Raw genomic sequence first — 17,866 nt, 5'->3', positions numbered from 1 at the left:
AACCGGGGGCCGGCCAATTGCGGAGAACGAAATGCAGGCCGTCACGATGGAGAATGATGTCATAAGGCGATTTGCCTCCGGGCATATGTTTCCCATGGCAAAGCTTGTGCTCGAAACCGCGTTTCAGCCGATTGTCGAGGCGACGACGGGCACGATCTTCGGTTATGAATCGCTGATGCGCGGCCATGACCGGCTTGGCTTTTCCAATCCGCTGGCGCTACTCGACCAGGCTGCTGCCGATGGCGAACTGAAGGCTTTCGAGCAGATGCTGGCAAGCCGGGCGCTGGCAAAGTTCTCCACCCTGCCCGACTTTTCCTCCACCACGCTGTTCCTCAATCTCGATGTGCGGCTGATCCCGCATGGCGATGCCATTCTCGACAAGCTGGTCGGCCATCTGGCGCGGGCAGGCATTCCGGCCTCCTCCATCTGTTTTGAGCTCTCCGAACGTTTCGACAATACCAGCGTGCCGGAATTTACGGCGCTGATTGCCCGCATGCGCAAGGAAGGCTTCAAGCTGGCGATCGATGATTTCGGCGCCGGTCACGGCGAGATGAAGCTTTTATGCGACTATCCGCTGGACTACCTGAAGATCGACCGGCACTTCATCAGTGGCGTCGATCATCTTCCGCGCAAGCAGCACCTCGTGCGCAACATCGTCAACATCGCCCATGTTCTCGGTGTGCGGGTGATTGCCGAAGGCATAGAAACGGAAGCGGAGTTCCTGACCTGCCGCGAATTCGGCGTCGATCTGGTGCAGGGCTGGCTGATCGCCAGGCCGACGGTCTTCACCAGCGAGCTGCCGGAGAGCTTTCCGCATCTCAACCGCATGGGCGTGGCGCGGCGCAGCAGCCAGTCGCTGGACGAAATATTGATCCGCCGGGAAATCGAGCGTCTTCCCACCGTCTATGAGCATGACAGCGTCGACAATGTTTTCGAGCTGTTTCGCAGAAACCCGCAGCAGGCATTTTTCCCGGTTCTCAACGCCAATGGCGAACCGCGCGGCGTCATCAACGAATATCACCTGAAGGAATATATCTACCGGCCTTTCGGCCGTGACCTGCTCAAGAACAAGATCTATGAGCGCACGATTTCCCATTTCGTCGATCCCGCGCCGATCGTCGGCCTTGATGCGGATGCCGACCAGTTGATGAACATGTTCGCCAGCATGGGCGGCAGCGCCTGCATCATCCTGACCGAGAACATGCGTTATGCCGGCATCGTCTCGGCGGCCTCGCTCATCAAGGTCATCAATGAAAAACAGCTGAAGATGGCGCAGGATCAGAACCCGCTGACCGCGCTGCCCGGCAACCGCGCCATTGGTGGCTTCATTGCCGACAGCTGCGGCGACGGCGACGAGACGCGGTTCTTCTGCTATTGCGACTTCGACAATTTCAAACCCTTCAACGATAAATACGGCTTCAACGCCGGCGATCACGCCATCACCCTGTTTTCAGCACTGATGCGCCGCTACTTTTTCGCCGGCGACTGCTTTCTCGGCCATATTGGCGGCGACGATTTCTTCGTCGGCGTGCGTGACTGGACGGTGGAAGAGCTGACGGAAATCCTCGAACGCCTGCTCAGCGATTTTCACGACGACGTGGCGGAACTCTATTCGCACGAGGACCGCGAGGCCGGCCACATGGTCGGGCTCGACCGTCGCGGCAATGAGCGGGATTTCGCCCTGCTGCGCTGCTCGATCGGGGTCCTCACCCTGCCGAAAGGGTTGATCATCGCCAATCCCGAGCGTATCGGCAGCGAAATCGCCAGCGTGAAAACCGCCGCCAAGGAAAGCGAAGGCGGGCTGGTTATCCGGGTGTTCGGCGAGACAAATTGAGAAATGGACACTGGGCGTGGGATGCGTTCGCCTCTGTGCGCGCCGCTCCCCCCCTCTGTCCTGCCGGACATCTCCCCCTCAAGGGGGGAGATCGACAAGCGGCAAGGCCTCGGCCATCTCAACGTTTGAGAATGAAGTGACGTTAGTGCTTCCTGCTGATCTCCCCCTTTGAGGGGGAGATGTCCGGCAGGACAGAGGGGGCGTGGCGGCACACTCCAAGCCCGTATACTCCGAAAACGTGCAGCACGTCCCAGCGTCAAAGAGCCGCCTTCCATAAAGAACGCATCCGGCCTACATTTTAAGGTAACGCCAATCCTCAGGGAGTTGCCCTCGCCCATGTCCGATCCCACGACCCTGCCCGAAACAATGCGCTTCATCGACCTTCCCTCCCATGGCGGCCCGGAGGTCATGCGGCTTTCGCAGATGGCTTTGCCGAAACCGGCCAAAGGCGAAATTCTGGTCAAGGTCGAGGCGGCGGGCGTCAACCGCCCCGATGTCGCGCAGAGACAGGGCATCTATCCGCCGCCCAAAGATGCAAGCCCGATCCTTGGCCTGGAAATTGCCGGAAAAGTGGTTGCGCTCGGCGAAGGCGTCACCGAATTCAAGCCGGGCGATAAGATCTGCGCGCTCGCCAATGGCGGCGGCTATGCGGAATATTGCACCGTGCCGGCCGGGCAGGCCCTGCCCTTCCCCAAGGGATATGATGCCATCAAAGCCGCGGCACTGCCGGAAACATTCTTTACGGTCTGGGCCAATCTCTTCCAGATGGCGGGCCTCACCGAAGGCGAAAGCGTGCTGATCCACGGCGGCACCAGCGGTATCGGCACAACAGCCATCCAGCTCGCCAAAGCCTTTGGTGCTGAGGTCTATGCGACGGCCGGCTCCGCGGAAAAATGCGACGCCTGCGTCAAGCTTGGCGCCAGACGGGCGATCAATTACCGCGAAGAGGATTTCGCCGCCGTCATCAAGGCCGAGACCGGCGGCAAGGGTGTGGATGTGGTTCTCGACATGATCGGTGCGGCCTATTTCGAAAAGAACATCGCCGCACTCGCCAGGGACGGCTGCCTCTCCATCATCGCCTTTCTGGGTGGCACGACGGCCGAGAAAGTCGATTTGCGCCCCATCATGGTCAAACGCCTCACCGTCACCGGCTCCACCATGCGGCCACGCACCGCCGACGAAAAACGCGCGATCCGCGACGACCTCACCGAACTGGTCTGGCCGCTCGTCGAAAGCGGCAAGGTCGCGCCGGTCATCAACCGGGTCTTTGCACTGGACGAGGTCGTGGAAGCGCACCGGCTGATGGAAAGCAGCAATCATATCGGCAAGATCGTGATGCGAGTGTCTTGAACCACATGTGTTGTTTTCATTGACAACAAGCCTTCATGTTGTCATGAATAACAACATGAAGGCTGTTTTGCTCCAAAAGACGCGTAAAGTGATCGATGAAACGGCCTTCTTTGAGGTTGTCCTGTGGCATTTGCCTGAGCCTGTTCCCGGAAGTCTCCATCCGTTCAAATATCGGCTCGCGCTGGTGATCAAAGGGAAATGTGTTTTGCGTTATGACAATGAACGCGGCAAAGGCGATCATCGTCATATGGATGGACGTGAAGACGTAATCACATTCACCTCGCTTGAAGCCCTGTTCGACGCTTTTGAAGCGGATATGGAAAGGATCTTGTCATGACAGCGCTTACTGTCCGTCTCAGCACGATCAAGGACATAAAGAGCCGCTTTGTTACCGCCGGAAATCTGGCGATGTCTGGAAAGCCGATGGAGGCGAAACCATCAGTCGAATTTTCCAGTTACGAGGATTTGCACCGCATTCTCGCGCCATTGCGCCTTGCCATCGTTAAGGCTCTCGCCGGACAGGGACCGCTTTCCATCCGGGAGGTTGCCCGTCGGGTCGGGCGGGACGTGCAGGCCGTTCACCGCGATGTGACGTCGCTCCTCCATGCCGGCATTATCGACCGGAACGAGACCGGCGTGGAGTTTCCCTATGACAGCATCCACTTCGAATTCGACGTGAAGGCTGCAGATGCGGCATAACTGTCCGGCGGCAGATTAAAGCAACACCTCTTGCATTACTCACGAATCGTACTACCTTCTAGTTATGTTCAACGTATCGGAAGGAGGTGATCCAATGTCTAGTGAGATTTCGGTCTCTGGTGCAGGCAATGGAAAGGGTGTGTTTTCGACGGGGCAACCCTCGTTGTAAACCTCTTGTGCCTTCGGAACGTTGAGAAACAGTCCCGGGTCTGTAAACAGGACCAAACTCATGGAAGGGTCGCTTCGGCGGCCCTTTTCCGTTTCTGGATTTGTGGGGCCGGTACGTGTGCCTGGCTCACCTCCGTGTAGCTTCTCCCCCTATCTGTGTGCATCCCCTCCCTCATCTCTGTGCTTGTCACAGAGATCCAGCCAGACCAAGTCTTTGGGCTGGAGGAGTCTTTTTCGTCGCGCAGACGCGCGTCGGCTGGATTCCTGTGACAAGCACAGGAATGAGGGTGTGGGTAATTTGGCGCTATAAATTCGGCGTCTTGTGTTGCTGCTTACATCTTTCCCGTCATGCCGGTCCCCGGACCAAGCCCGAAGATGACCCGGCATCCAGCTGGCGCGCATCTGCGCGGCGGGGAGATCCCTTTCAGCCCAAGGACTTGAGCTGGCTGGATACCGGCTCGAGGCCGGTATGACGGGGAACTGAGGGCGACTGCAGAACCAACGCCGCCAATCGAGCCGCTTCTGCCTACTTCTTCCCAAAAACCTTCCACCGCGTCGGGCGGAAGCGCAGTTCCGCGCCAACGGCAACGGCGGCATTGAGCGGCACTTCGATTTCGAGGTGATAGGGTTCATGGCCGTTATTGGCGATGTCGATTTCGGCGATGCGGGTGCCGGCAAGGCGGCGACAGGTGGTGACCTTGCCGTAAAGCGCGTCTTTTTCTTCCGTCAGCGCCACATCTTCGGGCCGGAAGAAAAGCTCGCCCTCGCCCGTGCCACTCTCATCGATGCCGATGCTTTCGCCCTGGAAGAGCACATGGCCATCGCGGATCGTCACCGGCAGGCTGGAAGATTCCCCGATGAAGGAGAAAACGAAGGGAGAATTCGGCGTATCATAGACGTCATCGGCCGTGCCGACCTGTTCGATCTTGCCCTGGCTCATGACGACGACGCGGTCGGCCAGTTCCAGCGCCTCTTCCTGATCGTGGGTGACGAAAACGGTGGTGTGGCCGGTGCGGTCGTGGAATTCGCGCAGCCAGCGGCGTAGCTCCTTGCGGACCTTGGCGTCGAGCGCACCGAAGGGTTCATCGAGAAGCAGGACCTTCGGCTCGATGGCGACAGCACGGGCGAGCGCCACGCGCTGGCGTTGGCCGCCGGAAAGCTGGGTTGGATAGCGCTTTTCAAGACCGGAGAGATGCACCATGTCGAGAAGTTCGGATACGCGTTTGCGGATCTCGATTTTCGGCGGGCGGTTGGCGGAGGGGCGCACCTTGAGGCCGAAGGCGATATTGTCGGCCACCGTCATATGGCGGAACAGCGCATAGTGCTGGAACACGAAACCGACGTTGCGCTCCTGCACCGTGCGGTGCGACGCATCCTCATCGCCGAAAAAGATTTGACCCTGCGTCGGCTGTTCGAGGCCGGCGATCAGACGCAGCAACGTCGTCTTGCCGGAACCGGAAGGACCGAGCAGCGCGATCAACTCACCGGAACGAATGTCGAGCGACACGTCGTTCAGCGCCGGAAACCGATCGAACTGCTTGGTGATGCCGGAAACTTTCACTTCCATGAAGATGCCTTTCAATGCTTGCCGGCTGCGTTGCCCGCGCCAAAGCGTATTTCGAGAATGGTTTTGAGAACGAGCGTCACCAGTGCCAGACCGGCAAGCAGCGTCGCCACCGCAAAGGCCGCGCCGATATTGTACTCATTATAGAGTATCTCCACGTGCAGCGGCATGGTGTTGGTCTCGCCGCGAATATGGCCTGACACGACAGAGACGGCGCCGAATTCACCCATGGCGCGGGCGTTGCAGAGCAGCACGCCGTAAAGCAGGCCCCATTTGATATTCGGCAGTGTGACATACCAGAAGGTCTGCCAGCCGGAAGCGCCAAGCGAAATCGCCGCCTCCTCATCGCCATTGCCCTGATCCTGCATCAGCGGGATCAACTCGCGCGCGACGAAGGGAAAGGTGACGAAGATGGTGGCGAGCACGATGCCCGGCACCGCAAACAGGATTTCGATGCCGTAACTCTTCAGCCATGGGCCAAGCACGCTGTGAGCGGAGAACAGGATGACATAGACCAGACCTGATATAACCGGCGAGATCGAGAATGGCAGGTCGATCAGCGTGATCAGGAACGCCTTGCCCTTGAATTCGAACTTGGCGATCGCCCAGGCGGCGGCAACGCCGAAGACTACGTTGAGCGGCACCGAGATGGCGGCGACAAGCAGTGTGAGGCGAATGGCCGACAGCGCGTCCGGCTCGACAATGGCTTCCCAGAAGGCTTCCCCGCCTTTGCGGAAGGCTTCGAAGAACACCGAGACGAGCGGCAGCACGAGGAAGGCCGCAAGGAACAGGAAAGCGATGGCGATCAGCGCCAGCCGGGCGGGAAGGCTTTCGCTGGCGGGATCGCGGAACGGTCGGGGCGAGGTGCGGGAAGCGGGATCAGACATAACCGTACCTCTTGCGGCTCCAGGCCTGAATGAGATTGATGAGGAACAGCATGGCGAAGGAGATGATCAGCATGATGGTGGCGATGCCGGTCGCGGCCGCATAATTGAACTCCTCCAGCCGGATGACGATGAGGAGCGGCGCGATTTCCGAAACATACGGAATATTGCCGGCGATGAAGATGACCGAACCATATTCGCCGACACCGCGCGCGAAGGCGAGTGCAAAACCGGTGAGGATGGCGGGCGTGAGGCTTGGCAGCAGAACGCGGGTGATGGTCTGGAAACGGTTGGCGCCGAGCGTCGCCGCCACTTCCTCCACCTGCCGGTCGATCTCTTCCATGACCGGCTGCACCGTGCGCACCACGAAGGGCAGGCCGATGAAGATCAGCGCGATGACGATGCCGGTCGGCGTGAACGCGATCTTGATGCCGAAGGGTTCGAACAGCGAACCAACCCAGCCGCGATTGGCATAAAGCGTGGTGAGCGCGATACCCGCCACCGCCGTCGGCAGGGCGAAGGGCAGATCGACGATGGCGTCGACGAAACGGCGCCCAGGAAAACGATACCGTGTCAGCACCCAGGCGACGATGACGCCGAAAACAGCGTTGACCAGCGCGGCGATGAAGGCGGTGCCGAAGCTGACGCGCAGCGCATTCAGCGTGCGGCTATCGGTGGCAATCGCGATAAAATCTGCAAAACCAAGTTTCGCCGTGGACCAGACGAGGCCGCCGAGCGGAATAAGAATGATGAGAAACAGATAGGTGACGGTGTAACCAAACGTCAGGCCGAAGCCGGGTATGACGCTCGACTGCCGCCATTTCCACCTGTTTCCGGATGTATTATTGCTCATCAAGGCTCCGGATAATCTTTGTTTTTGTACATTTCCAGGACAGGAAACCGGAGTCCGCTTTTCCTGGAAATGCCCTCTGGGAGCCGGCGTTCCCCGGCGTTTATTATAAAGTATCGACCGGAACGGCGTCCGGTCGATCAGGCTCTTATTGTCTTGTCCCTGCGGACGGGTGATCGCGTTTCACCCCATCATCCGCTTACTTTGCGGGCTTGTAAATCTGGTCGAAGATGCCGCCATCGCCAAAATGTTCCGGCTGCGCCTTGGCCCAACCACCGAAGATCGGATCATCGATGGTGACGAGCTTGATATCGGGCAGCTGCTTCAGCAGGTCCTTGGAGACAACGGCGGGGTTGGACGGACGGTAGAAGTGCTTGGCCGCAATATTCTGTCCTTCGTCGGAATAGAGATATTGCAGATAGGCTTCCGCCGCCTTGCGGGTGCCCTTGGCGTCGACATTGGCGTCAACCACGGCGACCGGCGGTTCGGCAAGGATCGAGATTGGCGGTACGACGATATCGAAGGCATCAGCGCCGAATTCCTGGCCGGCGAGATAGGCCTCGTTTTCCCAGGCCAGCAGCACGTCGCCGATCTGGCGCTGTGCGAAAGTGACCGTGGAACCGCGGGCGCCGGTATCGAGAACCGGGGCGCGCTTGTAGAGATCGCCGACATAGGCCTTGATCTTCTCCTGATCACCCTTGAATTCTTCATTGGCCCAGGCCCAGGCAGCAAGATAGTTCCAGCGTGCGCCGCCCGAAGTCTTGGGGTTCGGCGTGACGATCTGGATATCGCCCTTCACCAGATCACCCCAATTATGGATGCCCTTGGGGTTGCCCTTGCGCACCAGGAAAACGATGGTCGAGGTGTAAGGCGAGGAATTATGCGGCAGGCGGGTGCGCCAGTCCTTGTTGATCTTGCCGGAATTTTGAACGATGGCGTCGATGTCGCTCTGCAGCGCCAGCGTCACCACATCCGCTTCCAGACCGTCGATGACCGAGCGCGCCTGCTTGCCGGAGCCGCCATGCGACTGCTGGATGGTGACATCCTCACCGGTATCGGCCTTCCACTTCTTGGCGAAGGCCTCGTTGAAATCCTTGTAGAGCTCACGGGTCGGATCGTAGGACACATTGAGCAGCTTGGTCTGCGCGGCGGCCGAGCCAGCGCCGCCAAGTGCCAGTGAAAGGCTAAGCGCGACAACGCTCAAACCGGACAGAAGCTTGGACATCGGTATTCCCTCCTGATTGCGATGGTTTAACTCTACTGGTTGAGTAGAGTTGGTCAATGAGGCCGAATACGATCGAAAAAGTGTTTCCCGAGAGCGTTTTCCCGGGCAACAAATACAGCGCAGCATAAGCGAAAGGCGCAACAAGCGTCGTGTAAAACTTTGCTGAATGCAAAACCGTTTCACATTTTTGCCGATTTTTTGCCGCGATGGCGAAAAATATTATGGGGTTTTAGACGATTTTTTCGTTTGGAATAGCAGCGACGCCGCCCCCGCCCTCATTCCTGTGCTCGTCACAGGAATCCAGCAGACGCGCGTCTGCGCGGCAAGAGAGCCCTTCCAGCCCAAGGACTTGGGCTGGCTGGATTCCTGTGACAAGCACAGGAATGAGGGTGGGAGAGGTTGGCGCAAGCCAATTGCCGCCGGTTGATCAGGCCGTCAAAAGCTCGGGCACGTCCACCCCCGCCACCGCATCGGCGATGGTGGTGTTGAAAAGGATGTTGCGCGTCGCGTCGGCCACGCGGGCAAAGACGTGGCGGATTTCGCACTGCTTTTCGCCATCGCAATCCTCGCAGCGGCGATAGGCGGTCTGCGACAGGCAGGGCAAGGGGGCAAGCGGCCCGTCGATGAGGCGCAGCACCTCGCCGAAGGTGATGTCTGCGGCCGGGCGCGCCAGAAGATAACCGCCCTGCTTGCCACGCCGGCTTTCGACGAGACGTTCCTTCTTCATTTCGAGAAGGATCTGTTCCAGAAACTTTTTCGGGATGGCCTGTTCGCGGGCAATGTCGGAAATCTGCACGGGACAGGCGCCGTCGGCCTTAGCCAGCGAAAGGAGCGCCCTCAGCGCATATTTTGCCTTCTGCGAAATCATTGTAAAACCAGTAGACCACAAGCCCGGAAACCCGGCAATTCCGGCTTAGCGTAGAAGTTGTCACAATTCAAATCCAAGCTGCGAAGAAGGTGAACGGGTATCTTTTGCTCATACCCTGCACGCGTGAGGCATTTTTGCTCTGAAGTGCAGCGCACAAAGACTGTCATTTCTGTTCGCAGAGCCGAATTTCCACAATAATCGGCCATGGAAATCCCGGACGTGACAATGACGATCAATTCAGCAAATGCCTTAGCCGATACCGCCTCTCTCGATGCCACGCTTGCCGGGCTCGATCTGGCGGGTCGGCTTTCGTTTATCGCCGGTCTTGGCGGGCGCGCCGTCTTCACCACCAGCCTCGGCATCGAGGATCAGGTCATCACGGCTGCCATCGGCACGCATCGCCTGCCGATCGATGTCGTGACGCTGGAGACCGGCCGGCTGTTCAAGGAAACCGTCGATCTCATCGATGAAACCGAAGAGCGTTTCGGCATGGAAATCCGGCGCTTCCGGCCGGAACAGGACGATATCGACGCCTATGCCGAAAAATACGGCCTGAACGGTTTTTACGAAAGCGTCGAAGCCCGCCACGCCTGCTGTCATGTCAGAAAGCTGATCCCGCTCGGCAAGGCGCTTGAAGGCGCTGCCTTCTGGATCACGGGTCTTCGCCGCGGCCAGTCCGGCAATCGCGCCACGACGCCGTTCGCCGAATTTGATGCGGATCGCAATCTCATCAAGATCAATCCTTTGGCTGACTGGGATATCGACCTTATCCGGGCGCATGTCGCCAAGGAAAACATCCCCGTCAACCCGTTGCATCAGCGCGGTTACCCCTCCATCGGCTGTGAGCCGTGTACGCGCGCCATCAAGCCCGGCGAGCCTGAGCGCGCCGGACGATGGTGGTGGGAAAACGACGAGAAGCGCGAATGCGGTCTTCATGTCGCCGGTGCGGAGCAGACATCCGCCATTTCCGCCATCCCGCAACGATAATCATTCAGTACATCTCCCGGAGTTCACAATGTCCAACGCAGTCCACGAGACGGACAGCAAGAATACTGTCGCATCCAAGCCGCCGCTCGATCCCCATCTGAAGGCGCTTGAAAACGAAGCTATTCATATTTTCCGCGAAGTCGCCGCCGAATTCGATAACCCTGTGATGCTCTATTCCATCGGCAAGGATTCGTCCGTGCTGCTGCATCTCGCGCGCAAGGCGTTTTTCCCGGGTCGCATCCCCTTCCCGCTGCTGCACGTCAATACCGGTTGGAAGTTCAAGGAAATGATCGAATTCCGCGACAATATCGTCAAGGAATATGATCTCGACCTGATCTCCCACACCAATCCGCGCGGTGCGGCGGAGAACGTCACGCCTTTCTCGCATGGATCGGCGCTCTACACCGACATCATGAAGACCGAAGCGCTGCGTCAGGCACTGGATGCCGGCCAGTTCGATGCGGCCTTCGGCGGTGCACGGCGCGACGAAGAGGCGAGCCGCGCCAAGGAGCGCATCTACTCCTTCCGCACGCCCGATCATAAATGGGACCCGCGCAACCAGCGCCCGGAACTGTGGAACATCTATAACGGCATGGTCCGCAAGGGTGAAAGCGTACGCGCCTTCCCGCTGTCCAACTGGACCGAGGTCGATATCTGGCGTTACATCGAGGCGGAAAACATTCCGCTGGTGCCGCTCTATTACGCCGCCGAGCGCCCCTATATCGAGCGTGACGGCATGATGATCCTTGCCGAAGACGAGCGGCTGGAACTACTGCCCGGCGAAGAGATCAAGCACGGCTCGATCCGCTTCCGCACGCTCGGCTGCTTCCCGCTGACCGGCGCCATCCGTTCCGAGGCGGCGACGCTTCAGGACGTGATCGCCGAGCTGGAAATCGCCACCGTTTCCGAACGGCAGGGCCGCGCGATTGACCGCGACCAGTCCGGCTCGATGGAGAAAAAGAAGCGCGAGGGGTATTTCTGATGAGTGCCGCCGCCATCAATCCCCCCTCTTCCGCCACCATTCTGCCGTTTGCCGAACATTCGAAGGGAACACGCGATACGCGTCCGCTGCGCCTCATCACCTGCGGCAGCGTGGATGACGGCAAATCGACCCTGATCGGCCGTCTTTTGTGGGACACCAAGGCCGTCAAGGAAGACCAGGCCGCCACCCTGCACCGCGACAGCGGCAAGCAGAACGATCTCGGCCTGCCCGATTTCGCGCTGCTGCTGGATGGTTTGCAGGCCGAGCGCGAACAGGGCATCACCATCGATGTCGCCTATCGTTATTTCGCCACCGACCGACGCGCCTTCATCGTCGCCGACACCCCCGGCCATGAACAATATACCCGCAATATGGCGACCGGCGCTTCGACGGCCGATCTGGCCGTGCTGCTCGTCGATGCGCGCACCGGCATTCTCGAACAGACCCGCCGTCACGCCACCATCGCGGCGCTGATGGGCATCCGGCAATTCGTGCTGGCGATCAACAAGATCGACCTGACGAATTACGACAAGGCCGGTTTCGAACTGATCGCCCATGAATTCCGCGAATTCGCCTCCAATCTCGGCATCAAGCAGATTACCGCCATTCCGATGTCGGCGCTGAAGGGCGAAAATGTCGTGCTATCAGGCAAGGCTTCCATGCCATGGTATGAAGGCCCGACGCTGGTGGAAACGCTGGAGCTTGCCACCGTGCGCTCCGCGCAGTCCGGCGGCTTCCGCCTGCCCGTACAGCGCGTCTCGCGGCCGGGCGAGAGCTTCCGTGGTTATCAGGGCACGGTTGCCGGTGGTTCGGTGAAGCCGGGCGACAGCGTCGTGGTTTTGCCCTCTGGCATGGTCGCCAATGTCAAGCAGATCGTCACTTTCGATCTGGTGCGCAACGCCGCCGTGGCGGGGGATGCCGTCACCCTCGTGCTTGACCGTCAGGTGGACGTATCGCGCGGCGACATGATCGTTTCCATCGAGGCGCAGCCGCAGACGGGGCTTGCCTTCGATGCGCAGATCGTGGCCTTGCAGCCCGGCGGCATCGAGGCCGGCAAACGTTATTGGCTGAAAAGCGGCAGCCGCCGCCAGCGTGTCAGCGTGCAGCCAATCAGCCAGCTGAACCTGAAGGAAGGCGAGTGGCAGGCGCATGAGACCTCGCTGCCGATGAATGCCATCGGCAAGGTGCGGCTCTCCTTCGACGAGACGGCGATTTTCGATGCCTATGAGCAGAACCGGGCAACCGGCTCCTTCATCCTGATCGACCCCGACACCAACAACACGGTTGCAGGCGGCATGATCGCCGGTAAACGCAGCGTTGGTGCGGCGGAAGAAAAGGGCGACCGGGTCATTCTCTCGCTGCCCGCCGATCTTGCGGAAAAGCTGCTGGCGAGCGAATTGCTGGCCAGACACCGCGACGAGATCGACATCCGCCGCACGGATGTCGCAACCGCCTCGCGGCTGATCGGCGATCTCGATTGAGACGGACCGCATGAATGACAAAAGGCGACCGCTGGGCGGTCGCCTTTTTGGTTTGGGCCTAGCTCAGGCGTGAGCTTAGAATACAAACATATAAAGCAGAATGATCACGAAGATCGGAACGCCCATAGCCCACAATGCAATACCCTTCAGCATATTATCCTCCATCGTTGTTGTGAATGGATAACGGCTGAAGTGCTTTTGCGTTCCCTGCTGCTGAGCCGACATTGGCTTCCTCGCAGTTGATAACGGCAAGAACATCAGGTTTGTGAAGGTTGGCAAAACCGAGAAGATGGCAGGCGCCACGGCACTCCGCCAAATCGGCGTTAGAGCCTGCGCCGTCACCACCTTGCCCTCAGGCAAACCCGGGGAACCGCGTTCAGGCCCGGTTAATGGCCGACACGTCACTCTCTCAACCATGGAACTACGTACTCCAGCACGCGTTGGGGTCCGTTATTGGGAGATGAAGATCATGAAAATTTTGACTGCAGCGATCTGTCTGGTTTCGGTTGGCATCCTGAGCGGCTGTGTTGACGACAGAGGATACCGGAGCGGCGGATATTATACGACCGGCGTGTATTACCGCACCTATGACCGCGATCGCCACTACCGCGACTATGATCGTCGCGACTGGCGCGACCGGAGGGATTGGCGTGATCGTCGCGACTGGCGTGGTGACCACCGCTACCGTTAATGGTCGACTGGATTATAGACGCACCACATCGAGGACGCGCGCCAAAGCACACGCCTCCAGTTTTGGATGAGCACGATATTCTCCTGACTGATACTTTAGATGGATTGCGACCGATTATGAGCCGCCTTAAGAACGGTCGTCGCGTGTTCCCTGAAACTGGCCGCGGCATGAGGCCTCGTCGCCATATTGCGTGCGACGGGCCTCTTCATATGTAGGTTACGGTTACGCTAGCGGCTATAAAAAAGGCCCGCTTAAGCGAGCCTTTGTGATAATCAATCAATAAACTTCATGCCGTTACAGTTTTTTGTATACTGAGTTCCATTGTATCAATTGCCCGGCGCCGACGGTCTTATGTGGCCCAAAGACCCGGAGTGTGCTGCCATAATTCAGATCCTGGGCGGAAAGATTCGAGTAAAGCGCCGGGTCGTTAGCCTCTGGATTGGCAACGACCTTTTCGTACGTATGTGCCCCGATAGTAATTCTATCTCCGACGTTGGCCGTCATGTCATGTCTGAATAGATCGACCAATGGCGTTCCTTTGTAAATGGGTCTGTATGCAAATCCATCAAAGGTGACGATGAAATCAATGGTTTCGCGTTCTACAAAACTGTCAAACGCTTCTTCTCCACGCAAGAATTTGTGTGCCTCTCGGCCGACAATTCCATCCGCAGATACAGTATGCGCTGGAAAGTAGTATTGTCCTTGAATTTCGTACATCAGGGCTCTGCTTTCCGGCTTCACGATACCCCTTACCGCTTCCGCAAGATCCTTCTGGAATATCGTATCGTAGTCATATGCAGGCGTTGCCTTAGCTGGGCTTACAGCAATCGTGAAAAGCGCCGCTATCCCCGCCGCCACAGGACCAGCTTGTGAAACAATATTCGGATCAGTTTTCCCAACAATCGCCCGCGACACGATCAAAAAACACATAAGGAATGCAGGAATAATCGGTATTAGGTAACGAGGTACGTAGTAGGCATAGCCGGGCGGGAAAACTGTGTAGAGCGCAACGATCGGAACTATCACCGCAGCACAAATAAGCGAATTCGTAAACCTTAACACCATAGCCACGACCAAGGTAGGAACGACTACCAAGTAAGGCCACACGTACTCCATCGTCACTATTGATGTGATTTTCTCGTACCATGAGCTCTTATTCTCAATAGCAAGTATGGCTCTACCAATGACGCTTGTTGGCAATAAGCCAGCACCGCTAGCCCACATGTAAGTATAGAAAGCAATGATCGGAACCGAGGCTGCAATCCAAAGACCTAGGTTAAGTCGACGAGTCCTCCACGCTAACGCCACAACTACACAGATCGTTACCAGAGCGAGCTCCGGGCGGGCGAGGTGGAGAAGTCCGGCCGAAAGAGCCACGCCTACGCTGTTACTCCGGTTCCAACTGTTTATCAGAAGCGAAACAAGAAAGAACGCCACCCCAGTCTCAAACATTGTGGCGGTATAAAGGAACAAAGGACTGAACATCGCAATAGCTGCGACACTGAGCGGCAGAAACGAGAACCTCACGCCAGATGCGCAGTGGACGAGGCAAACACCAAAAAAGACCAGCGCGTAATTGACCAATTTGGCGACCGTTAACCAGTAGTCACCGAAAAGATGGAAAACGGGCGCGAATACCAAAACCTGCAACGGTGAAGTAGCGCCGTGCGCAACTTGGCTCGGCTGATAAGAAAACGGCAAAGAGAAAAAGTTCTTGAAGAACACGAAATAGATGTATGCATCCTGGTCTACGAAATTAAATGCTTGGTAGACGGGGATGGAAAAGACGAGCACCGAAACGGCTATGGTGGCAACGATAGATCGGTCGAGTTGCATATCGGGCTCCAAAAATTGCTTGGCGCTTGGATAACGGTCCCGGCAGGTTGTCGCCATCATTTTTTCATCACGAGCCAATTTTTTCGCGTGTTCGGCCATCGTTCAAATCGCGATGCCGTATTATTCAACGTCGCTATACAGATTAAAACCGTCATTTTTGTCTGCAAATAGCCTGACGTTTCCACGATCGGGGCGTCTGAAGGCTCACAACTCTTAATCGGTATCCCCTTGTATGGCCGCAAGCTAGATAGGCGATAAAAACGTCGCTCTCAAAGCTGGAGGAAGCACTTGAAGGTCGCATACTTAAATCCTTGGGTAAACGCCGCAGAGAATCAGGCGTTCATGTCGCTCACCGCCAGAGGAAGAAATGTCGGCATCGAACTGTTGAGCTGCGGAACCGCAGAGGACATCGAAAGAAGCGGTGTCGACTTTGTTTTATCTGTCGCAAGCTCAGTTCCAAAAGTGGCCGACGTCCCGTCGTACCTTACACTTCACGAACCAACGAAACGCTTCTTAACAAGCAAGTTTTACTTTGAGAACATGCTGTCTTACGACGGCTACCTCACCATTTCGGATAGTCTAAAGCGTTTTGCGCAGGATGTAGCGTTTGGCATAGGCAGGCCAGATGACGTTGGCTTTTATTACAACACACCACAGAAATCAAACTTTACCACTGATGTGGGCGCTCTGGCCAAATCAGGCGAACTCAAACTCGTTTATTTGGGAACGAATTGGGATCAACGATTACCTGCCCTTTTCAAGGCTCTTGACGACCGAGAGGTACTAAGAGTTCACGGACCTGAGGCGTCTTGGCAAGAATTCCAATATAAAAGCTTCAAAGGTTCTCTGCCGTTTGATGGCGTATCTCCTCAAAAGGCCTACTCGGAATCGGGACTTGGTCTCGTTCTCCTGTATGATGGCCATTTGGCGGAAGACGTAATCTCAAACCGAATCTTTGAGATATCAAGCGTCGGCGCTGTATCCATTTGCCCCGATACTCCATGGACACGACGGTTAACGAGGAGGGCAAGGACGTGTGCTTGCGCTTCGCCGTTCATTACAATGGCGTCAAATTCACGAAGCCGCATAAGGCGTTCCGCAACGTCCGTAGCATAGCCGGCCTCAGCGATACCGTGACACCGCATGTTCTACGCCACACACACGCCCCACCTGGTTGGCTCAACTCGGCGTCGATCCGGAGCAGGCCGCCGCCTCTCTGGGCCTCACTGTCGAGGAATTTGAACGCACTTATTCACACGTCAGCCCTGATTTTCAGGCACAGGCAGCGAACGCATTCTAGTCGGTCCGCGCTTTAATCGGTCCGGTTTCGGTCCGAGACTTTGATTTAGGGATTTTCAGGAAATATCGGGATCAGTTATAAGCCATTGTGTTTATTAGGCTTTCAGCTGGTCGGAGTGAGAGGATTCGAACCTCCGACCCCCACGTCCCGAACGTGGTGCGCTACCAGACTGCGCTACACTCCGTGACCAGCGGCGCTTCTATAGACCAGCCTCCGGCATTCGACAAGCGGCTTATTGCATTTTTTATGACAAGTTTCCTCCCCGCAGTGAGGCAGCCTCGCCAACCGCTTGCGACAAGGGGCGCAGGGCTGAAAAACGTTACAAAAAAGCAATTGTGGCAGGAAATTTTCGTCAAGCAGCATACCTCCCCTGCCCGCCGCCGCCAAATCTGCTAGGGGAACGGTATGACCGGCGGGATGCCGGACACGGCACAAAGGACATTTCACCATGCTATTTCGCAGCGTAACGCTCGCAGGGCTCGCCATTGCGCTCTCCGCCTGCACGACATCGGAAGGCTCCGTGCCTTCCTTCACCCAGAAGAGCCCCGTGGAAACACGCTGGGTCGGTCAGTCGGCAGGCATTTTCTTCGCAAAATTCGGCCCGCCGCTGAGCGACACGGAATCCGGCAGCTCCACCGTCTATAACTGGCGCGGCGGTTACAAGAAGGCCACCATTCCGGCGAAGTTCGAAGAAAGCAAGGACGGCAAGAAGGGTCGCCAGATTTCGCCCGCCCGCACCGCGTCGCTCTCCTGCACGGTGCAGCTGGTCGTTTCCAGCAATTATACGATCACTTCGGTGCGCACGGTTTCCGACCGCCCCGGCGTCAACGGCCCCAGCTACTGCGCGGAATTCCTCGCCGCAAACTAAGATTTCGGCCCGAAACCGAACGAACGAGGCCCGCCCGCAACGGCGGGCCTTTTCACTTTTTCGGGATTATTGTCATTTTCCTGAAAAAACTTTTGCCTAAAATCACGTGGCCCGTTCCATTGCGCCCCACAGGCACTGGATTGTGGGCCGTTTCGCGATATTTGGCCCAGAGACCGCTTTCAACCGTTTGAAAGACCTGTCTGATCTTCGCATCCATGAAACTGACAATCCGCAAGACCGCAAAAAATGCCGTTGCGACCATATGTCCCGACGAGCCAC

General features: G+C 57.5%; 18 protein-coding genes and 1 tRNA gene. 10 read left to right on the top strand and 9 right to left on the bottom strand.

Features of this window, described 5'->3' with window-relative positions; all coding sequences use genetic code 11:
* The first annotated feature begins 31 nt into the window (after nt 1-31).
* The 4 genes from PL640_RS03650 (at nt 32) to PL640_RS03635 (ending at nt 3,883) form a co-directional block, all read left to right on the top strand.
* Nucleotides 32-1,834 carry a GGDEF domain-containing protein gene (locus tag PL640_RS03650; protein ID WP_271360818.1) on the top strand — a complete coding sequence of 601 codons (1,803 nt, stop codon included), beginning with the start codon at nt 32-34 and terminating at the stop codon, nt 1,832-1,834.
* Between the two features lie 336 nt (nt 1,835-2,170).
* On the top strand, nt 2,171-3,184 hold the full coding sequence (locus PL640_RS03645; protein WP_271360817.1) for an NAD(P)H-quinone oxidoreductase: 1,014 nt from the start codon (nt 2,171-2,173) through the stop codon (nt 3,182-3,184).
* Between the two features lie 55 nt (nt 3,185-3,239).
* Nucleotides 3,240-3,521, top strand: coding sequence for a toxin-antitoxin system TumE family protein (locus tag PL640_RS03640; RefSeq protein WP_271360816.1), 282 nt, complete (start codon nt 3,240-3,242; stop codon nt 3,519-3,521).
* Entirely contained in the window at nt 3,518-3,883 is a 366-nt protein-coding gene (locus tag PL640_RS03635; protein ID WP_142839291.1) for an HVO_A0114 family putative DNA-binding protein, read from the top strand. The genes PL640_RS03640 and PL640_RS03635 overlap by 4 nt, the downstream gene beginning before the upstream one ends.
* A 694-nt stretch (nt 3,884-4,577) precedes the next feature.
* Here PL640_RS03635 and PL640_RS03630 read toward each other — a convergent pair.
* The 5 genes from PL640_RS03630 to PL640_RS03610 form a co-directional block, all read right to left on the bottom strand.
* On the bottom strand, nt 4,578-5,618 hold the full coding sequence (locus PL640_RS03630; RefSeq protein ID WP_271360815.1) for a sulfate/molybdate ABC transporter ATP-binding protein: 1,041 nt from the start codon (nt 5,616-5,618) through the stop codon (nt 4,578-4,580).
* Between the two features lie 11 nt (nt 5,619-5,629).
* A complete protein-coding gene (gene cysW, locus PL640_RS03625; RefSeq protein ID WP_271360814.1) occupies nt 5,630-6,502 on the bottom strand; it encodes a sulfate ABC transporter permease subunit CysW in 873 nt (290 codons plus the stop codon).
* The gene (gene cysT / locus PL640_RS03620) at nt 6,495-7,352 is read right to left on the bottom strand and encodes a sulfate ABC transporter permease subunit CysT (protein ID WP_010971172.1); all 858 of its coding nucleotides are present in this window, start codon (nt 7,350-7,352) and stop codon (nt 6,495-6,497) included. Before cysT ends, cysW begins: the two co-directional genes overlap by 8 nt.
* 196 nt (nt 7,353-7,548) lie before the next feature.
* Complete coding sequence (locus PL640_RS03615; protein WP_271360813.1) at nt 7,549-8,574, bottom strand: sulfate ABC transporter substrate-binding protein; 1,026 nt, start codon at nt 8,572-8,574, stop codon at nt 7,549-7,551.
* Nucleotides 8,575-9,001: 427 nt separating this feature from the next.
* Nucleotides 9,002-9,442 carry an RrF2 family transcriptional regulator gene (locus PL640_RS03610; protein ID WP_003494308.1) on the bottom strand — a complete coding sequence of 147 codons (441 nt, stop codon included), beginning with the start codon at nt 9,440-9,442 and terminating at the stop codon, nt 9,002-9,004.
* A 204-nt stretch (nt 9,443-9,646) separates the two neighbouring features.
* Between PL640_RS03610 and PL640_RS03605 the strand changes: the two genes are divergently transcribed.
* The 3 genes from PL640_RS03605 to cysN are packed head-to-tail and all read left to right on the top strand — an operon-like array spanning nt 9,647 to nt 12,892.
* Nucleotides 9,647-10,429 (top strand): phosphoadenylyl-sulfate reductase, encoded by a 783-nt coding sequence (locus PL640_RS03605; RefSeq protein ID WP_271360812.1) that lies wholly within the window; start codon nt 9,647-9,649, stop codon nt 10,427-10,429.
* A gap of 28 nt (nt 10,430-10,457) precedes the next feature.
* A complete protein-coding gene (cysD, locus tag PL640_RS03600) occupies nt 10,458-11,411 on the top strand; it encodes a sulfate adenylyltransferase subunit CysD (RefSeq protein ID WP_137037238.1) in 954 nt (317 codons plus the stop codon).
* Nucleotides 11,411-12,892: a sulfate adenylyltransferase subunit CysN gene (gene cysN, locus PL640_RS03595; protein ID WP_271360811.1), complete on the top strand. Its 1,482-nt coding sequence runs from the start codon at nt 11,411-11,413 to the stop codon at nt 12,890-12,892. The genes cysD and cysN overlap by 1 nt, the downstream gene beginning before the upstream one ends.
* Before the next feature lie 75 nt (nt 12,893-12,967).
* On the opposite strand, the gene PL640_RS03590 is transcribed toward cysN, so the two are convergent.
* Nucleotides 12,968-13,309 carry a hypothetical protein gene (locus PL640_RS03590; protein WP_271360810.1) on the bottom strand — a complete coding sequence of 114 codons (342 nt, stop codon included), beginning with the start codon at nt 13,307-13,309 and terminating at the stop codon, nt 12,968-12,970.
* 52 nt (nt 13,310-13,361) lie between these two features.
* Here PL640_RS03590 and PL640_RS03585 point away from each other — a divergent pair, with 52 nt between their 5' ends.
* Nucleotides 13,362-13,583 carry a hypothetical protein gene (locus PL640_RS03585; protein WP_142839283.1) on the top strand — a complete coding sequence of 74 codons (222 nt, stop codon included), beginning with the start codon at nt 13,362-13,364 and terminating at the stop codon, nt 13,581-13,583.
* Nucleotides 13,584-13,877: 294 nt separating this feature from the next.
* Here PL640_RS03585 and PL640_RS03580 read toward each other — a convergent pair whose 3' ends face one another.
* Nucleotides 13,878-15,518: a hypothetical protein gene (locus tag PL640_RS03580; protein WP_271360809.1), complete on the bottom strand. Its 1,641-nt coding sequence runs from the start codon at nt 15,516-15,518 to the stop codon at nt 13,878-13,880.
* A gap of 189 nt (nt 15,519-15,707) precedes the next feature.
* Here PL640_RS03580 and PL640_RS03575 point away from each other — a divergent pair, with 189 nt between their 5' ends.
* A complete protein-coding gene (locus tag PL640_RS03575; protein WP_271360808.1) occupies nt 15,708-16,535 on the top strand; it encodes a hypothetical protein in 828 nt (275 codons plus the stop codon).
* A 291-nt stretch (nt 16,536-16,826) separates the two neighbouring features.
* Here PL640_RS03575 and PL640_RS03570 read toward each other — a convergent pair.
* Nucleotides 16,827-16,903, bottom strand: a tRNA-Pro gene (locus PL640_RS03570).
* Between the two features lie 264 nt (nt 16,904-17,167).
* Here PL640_RS03570 and PL640_RS03565 point away from each other — a divergent pair.
* Nucleotides 17,168-17,587 (top strand): hypothetical protein, encoded by a 420-nt coding sequence (locus PL640_RS03565; RefSeq protein WP_271360807.1) that lies wholly within the window; start codon nt 17,168-17,170, stop codon nt 17,585-17,587.
* Between the two features lie 52 nt (nt 17,588-17,639).
* Here the strand turns inward: PL640_RS03565 and PL640_RS03560 are convergent, their stop codons facing one another.
* On the bottom strand, nt 17,640-17,804 hold the full coding sequence (locus PL640_RS03560; RefSeq protein WP_271360806.1) for a hypothetical protein: 165 nt from the start codon (nt 17,802-17,804) through the stop codon (nt 17,640-17,642).
* Nucleotides 17,805-17,866: the final 62 nt, after the last annotated feature.

It is taken from the genome of Agrobacterium sp. ST15.16.024 (assembly GCF_027956545.1).
Taxonomy (GTDB): Bacteria; Pseudomonadota; Alphaproteobacteria; order Rhizobiales; family Rhizobiaceae; genus Agrobacterium; species Agrobacterium cucumeris.
The sequence above is the reverse complement of the archived record's forward strand: the minus strand, read 5'-3'. Positions and strand labels throughout refer to the sequence as shown.

Excerpts from the sequence above, each read along its gene's own strand:
- PL640_RS03650 (WP_271360818.1), top strand. The coding sequence starts at position 32 with ATGCAGGCCGTCACGATGGAGAATGATGTCATAAGGCGATTTGCCTCC.
- PL640_RS03645 (WP_271360817.1), top strand. The coding sequence starts at position 2,171 with ATGTCCGATCCCACGACCCTGCCCGAAACAATGCGCTTCATCGACCTT.
- PL640_RS03640 (WP_271360816.1), top strand. The coding sequence starts at position 3,240 with ATGAAGGCTGTTTTGCTCCAAAAGACGCGTAAAGTGATCGATGAAACG.
- PL640_RS03635 (WP_142839291.1), top strand. The coding sequence starts at position 3,518 with ATGACAGCGCTTACTGTCCGTCTCAGCACGATCAAGGACATAAAGAGC.
- PL640_RS03630 (WP_271360815.1), bottom strand. The coding sequence starts at position 5,618 with ATGGAAGTGAAAGTTTCCGGCATCACCAAGCAGTTCGATCGGTTTCCG.
- cysW (WP_271360814.1), bottom strand. The coding sequence starts at position 6,502 with ATGTCTGATCCCGCTTCCCGCACCTCGCCCCGACCGTTCCGCGATCCC.
- cysT (WP_010971172.1), bottom strand. The coding sequence starts at position 7,352 with ATGAGCAATAATACATCCGGAAACAGGTGGAAATGGCGGCAGTCGAGC.
- PL640_RS03615 (WP_271360813.1), bottom strand. The coding sequence starts at position 8,574 with ATGTCCAAGCTTCTGTCCGGTTTGAGCGTTGTCGCGCTTAGCCTTTCA.
- PL640_RS03610 (WP_003494308.1), bottom strand. The coding sequence starts at position 9,442 with ATGATTTCGCAGAAGGCAAAATATGCGCTGAGGGCGCTCCTTTCGCTG.
- PL640_RS03605 (WP_271360812.1), top strand. The coding sequence starts at position 9,647 with ATGGAAATCCCGGACGTGACAATGACGATCAATTCAGCAAATGCCTTA.
- cysD (WP_137037238.1), top strand. The coding sequence starts at position 10,458 with ATGTCCAACGCAGTCCACGAGACGGACAGCAAGAATACTGTCGCATCC.
- cysN (WP_271360811.1), top strand. The coding sequence starts at position 11,411 with ATGAGTGCCGCCGCCATCAATCCCCCCTCTTCCGCCACCATTCTGCCG.
- PL640_RS03590 (WP_271360810.1), bottom strand. The coding sequence starts at position 13,309 with ATGGTTGAGAGAGTGACGTGTCGGCCATTAACCGGGCCTGAACGCGGT.
- PL640_RS03585 (WP_142839283.1), top strand. The coding sequence starts at position 13,362 with ATGAAAATTTTGACTGCAGCGATCTGTCTGGTTTCGGTTGGCATCCTG.
- PL640_RS03580 (WP_271360809.1), bottom strand. The coding sequence starts at position 15,518 with ATGGCCGAACACGCGAAAAAATTGGCTCGTGATGAAAAAATGATGGCG.
- PL640_RS03565 (WP_271360807.1), top strand. The coding sequence starts at position 17,168 with ATGCTATTTCGCAGCGTAACGCTCGCAGGGCTCGCCATTGCGCTCTCC.
- PL640_RS03560 (WP_271360806.1), bottom strand. The coding sequence starts at position 17,804 with ATGGATGCGAAGATCAGACAGGTCTTTCAAACGGTTGAAAGCGGTCTC.